The following is a 3,017-nucleotide window of genomic DNA, read 5'->3' as shown; positions in this document are numbered from 1 at the left end:
TAACCCTGCTCATTTTTCAAAAATACGATTTGCAGGGCTTAGGTGGGTGTTTTTGTCTTTTTGAAACATAGCTGAAAGTATATCTTTCAATATTGTTTTTATCTTGACATATCACCGCTGGACTTTTGCTTTTGGACATTATGTCCAGAAGTTCCTGTCACCCATTTCCATACATATCTTTTTGCACTTCCTGCTGATAGTAGTAATTCATAGTACTTGGCGCATAGTAAAGTGTAGTAAGCAAATAAGCCCGTATATTATGAATCTGTGAGGATACTTTCTTCATGCTTTCCAAAACGTATTCAATATGAGGCTGCTTTATCTTTAAAAATTTAGATTTTACAAGTTCGTATGGAATTTTATCTCCTCCGATAGTAATAAACTTTCTTTTTACACAAACTACATCACAAATCAGCTGATATAACTCTTCTACAAGTTCACTTTCTCCAATATTTCCATGTTTTTTATAGTAATCATATTCAATATTATCTTTGATTAGAGCCATATAGCAATCAATCCCATCAACCTCTGATAGATTGATGGGATTATTATGATTCCTTTCTGTATAACTGAACTCATTATAATTAAAATCTTTGTTATAATTTTCTTCTATTTTTCCGAAGTCCAAACTTCCGTTTTCCAGGACTCCTGACTGCTGTTTTTCCGAAGGCAAGACTTCGGTTTTTCCGAACTCTGGACTTCTGACACTTAACTTCTCAGACTTCGGTTCTTCCGAACTCTGGATTTCATTCACAATTTTTATACTATCTTCTTCCTTCTCTGTTACTAAGCTCGCGAAGTTCTTTACAAAAATAATAGAGGGCTTACCCAGCCCTCTTTTCTTTCTTTCGATCAAGCCGATACCTTTTACAGTATCCAACTCTGCCAATATTTTTACACCTTTATCTTTTCCGCAGTTTAAATCCTCCATGATATTTTCCAGCGTATAAATGATATAGACTCTATTTTCTTCGTCCAGCCATCCATTTTTCATAGACAAGGACATTCTGTCCAACATCAATCCATAAAGCAACTTTGCATCCGTTGACACCTGTTTGAATCTTGGATCTTGTATCAAAACACGAGGTATTCTGAAAAATGAAAATTGTTCTGCCTCTGTTCCATAGTAATAGTCAAATACTTCTTCCTTGCCCAACCTCTCCACCTCCTGTTCGCTGCTGCCATTCCTCCAAAAGTTGAAAAATGACTTTTTCTATATCCTCATTGCTGTATGAAGACGGAAAATATGATTTCAGCCTGTTCCTATTGATCGAGAGTGCATCCGATTTTTTCTTTTGACTATCTAGTAAAAATTCTTTTGCCTTCTCTTGCGTCAATGTTCCGCTCTGTGCACACTCTTTACACAATTTTGCTGCTTTTGTACTGATTTGTACCTTTTCGTCCACTATGATATCTAATATCCAGTCCTGCTCTTCCTGATTTAGAAATGAAAGGGCAATTCCTTGGACAATACCCATTTTTTTGCGATCCAACAATTCCAATAAATCATCACTCAATCTGGAAAGCCAAATATATCGCTGTACTGTCTTCCCGCTTTCACCAAAAGCCTCTCCCATCTGTTCCAGCGTATGTAAACCATTTTGTACCCCTTGATGCTTCAGTGCCTCATATTTCATTTTATAGGCTTTTGCTTTCTGACTGGGAAGAATATTTCTTCGATAAATATTAGAATCCACCATCAATATCGTTGCTTCATCATCACCGCAATCTGTTACTACTCCCGGAATGACATTTTGTCCAATTGCTTTGCAGGCTGATGTTCTTTTATGCCCGGATATGATTTCATATCCACCTTGTGTTCTCTTTCGAACCAAAATTGGTTCCAGGACTCCATACTTTTTTACACTTTCCATCAGTTCCTGCATCTCTGCATCCATCTCAAAACGAAAAGGGTGGTCTGGAAATTCGTGTAGCTCCGAAACATCTACTTCTATAACGCTTTTTCCTTGTTGTTCCGCATCATTTGTACCAAACAAATCATCATAGCTTGTCAGTTTAATATTGCTTACACCATTTTTCACTTCCTATTACCTCCTCTGTCAGTGTCTGATAGGCTTGTGCAACTTTTTCTTTTGGATCATGACGAAAAATACTTATTCCTTGTGTAGAAGCCTCCTGTGCTCTTACAGACATCGGAATATGATTTTCAAAAATTTTTATATTTCTTCCATAAGCTTCTCGCAGCATTGTTGTAATATCCTTTGCATAATTCGTTCTGCTATCCACCATTGTAATCAAAATACCTTCAATTTCAATTTTAGGGTTTAAGTGTCGTTTTACCTTTGAAATGATTTTGATAAGCTGTTCTAAGCCTTTTACCGGCAAATAAGCCGCCTGTACCGGTATGATGACACTATCTACACAGGAAAGCACGTTAATGGTCAGTGTACTCAGAGATGGCATACAATCAATGATAATATAATCATACTGATCCTTTACCATATCCACATATTGTTTCAGTATTTGTTCCCTGCTCATGACATTTACCAGAGAAACTTCCAAACCGGAAAGTTCAATGTTTCCCGGCAAAATATCAATGACTTCCTCATGGTGTAAAATTCCTTCTGTTGGCATAATTTCTTCTTCCTTGATTACTTTTCCAAGAATTGTTGCCAGAGATACTTCCAGCTGATCTGGCTGCGGATAACCCATACTGATTGTCAAGCTGCCTTGTGGATCGGCATCAATTAAAAGTACCTTCTTCCCTTCCTTTGCCAAACAAATACCTAAATTGCCACAAGTCGTTGTTTTTCCTACGCCGCCCTTCTGGTTTGTCACTGCAATAATCTTTCCCATAAAAATCCTCCTTTTATTTTTGTTTTGTTATAGTTTTATACTGTTAAAACAGCTGTATTACAACAATATTGAAATAAAAACCTGCTAACAAAAGTCAAGACCTTTTCGCAAGCTTTTTAATGATTTTCAACTAAATAAAAATTCCACGACAATTAGACCGGCTCAAAATCCGGTCTGTTGTTTTCTTGGGTTTATTTTCT

3 protein-coding genes are annotated in these 3,017 nt (G+C 36.7%); all 3 read right to left on the bottom strand.

Annotated features, from left to right (window positions below; translation table 11 throughout):
* Nucleotides 1-157: 157 nt before the first annotated feature.
* The 3 genes from INF29_RS13935 to INF29_RS13925 are packed head-to-tail and all read right to left on the bottom strand — an operon-like array spanning nucleotide 158 to nucleotide 2,817.
* Nucleotides 158-1,156, bottom strand: a complete 999-nt coding sequence (locus INF29_RS13935; protein WP_193487331.1) for a DUF6017 domain-containing protein — start codon at nucleotides 1,154-1,156, stop codon at nucleotides 158-160.
* Nucleotides 1,134-2,042 carry a ParB/RepB/Spo0J family partition protein gene (locus tag INF29_RS13930; protein WP_193487329.1) on the bottom strand — a complete coding sequence of 303 codons (909 nt, stop codon included), beginning with the start codon at nucleotides 2,040-2,042 and terminating at the stop codon, nucleotides 1,134-1,136. Before INF29_RS13930 ends, INF29_RS13935 begins: the two co-directional genes overlap by 23 nt.
* Nucleotides 2,017-2,817, bottom strand: a complete 801-nt coding sequence (locus INF29_RS13925; protein WP_193487327.1) for a ParA family protein — start codon at nucleotides 2,815-2,817, stop codon at nucleotides 2,017-2,019. Before INF29_RS13925 ends, INF29_RS13930 begins: the two co-directional genes overlap by 26 nt.
* Nucleotides 2,818-3,017: the final 200 nt, after the last annotated feature.

Origin of the sequence: Anaerotignum lactatifermentans (assembly GCF_014982935.1) — a bacterium.
Taxonomy (GTDB): domain Bacteria; phylum Bacillota; class Clostridia; order Lachnospirales; family Anaerotignaceae; genus Anaerotignum; species Anaerotignum lactatifermentans.
The sequence above is the reverse complement of the archived record's forward strand: the minus strand, read 5'-3'. Positions and strand labels throughout refer to the sequence as shown.

Coding starts and splice junctions, on each gene's coding strand:
- INF29_RS13925 (WP_193487327.1), bottom strand. CDS start 2,817: ATGGGAAAGATTATTGCAGTGACAAACCAGAAGGGCGGCGTAGGAAAA.